The organism is Streptomyces sp. MK7, from assembly GCF_032658145.1.
Lineage (GTDB): Bacteria > Actinomycetota > Actinomycetes > Streptomycetales > Streptomycetaceae > Streptomyces > Streptomyces spiralis.
This window is the reverse complement of the sequence record NZ_JAVACL010000151.1, coordinates 1-483: the sequence shown is the minus strand read 5'-3', so window position 1 is coordinate 483 and position 483 is coordinate 1. Positions and strand designations below refer to the sequence as shown.

Genomic DNA, 483 nt, shown 5'->3' with positions numbered 1-483 from the left:
GAGGCACGTAAGGCCGCGCAGCGTGCCGAGGCCACCGAGTGATCGCGTACTTGATCGACACCAGCGCATACATCCACCTCGCCACCCATCCGGCCGACATGCGCCGCTGGGAGGCCGAGATAGAAACCGGGGCCCTCGGTATGTGCGAGGCCACCCGGGCAGAGGTCCTGTTCAGCGCCACCGGGCCGGCCGACCGGGACTCGATGGAGGCCGACCTGACCGACCTGTTCGGTACGGTGCATGTTCCCAAGGACGTATGGCGCTGGGTGGACAGTGCACAGTACAAGCTGACACAGACCGGCCAGCACCGGGCGGCTGGAGTCATCGATCTTGTACTCTGCGCGACTGCTGCGCACCACGGCCTGACCATCCTGCACCGCGACAACGACTTCGCGACCGTCGCTCGCGTCCTGGCTGACGTGGATCAGCACGACGTACGACGCTGACACCTACGAGGCGCACCGCGTCGACACGTGGCCGCCC

Annotated in this window: 1 protein-coding gene; it reads left to right on the top strand. The window is 66.9% G+C overall.

Features of this window, described 5'->3' with window-relative positions; genetic code table 11:
- Positions 1 to 38 precede the first annotated feature (38 nt).
- Positions 39 to 446, top strand: a complete 408-nt coding sequence (locus tag R2S09_RS40245) for a PIN domain nuclease (protein WP_316746252.1) — start codon at positions 39 to 41, stop codon at positions 444 to 446.
- Positions 447 to 483: the final 37 nt, after the last annotated feature.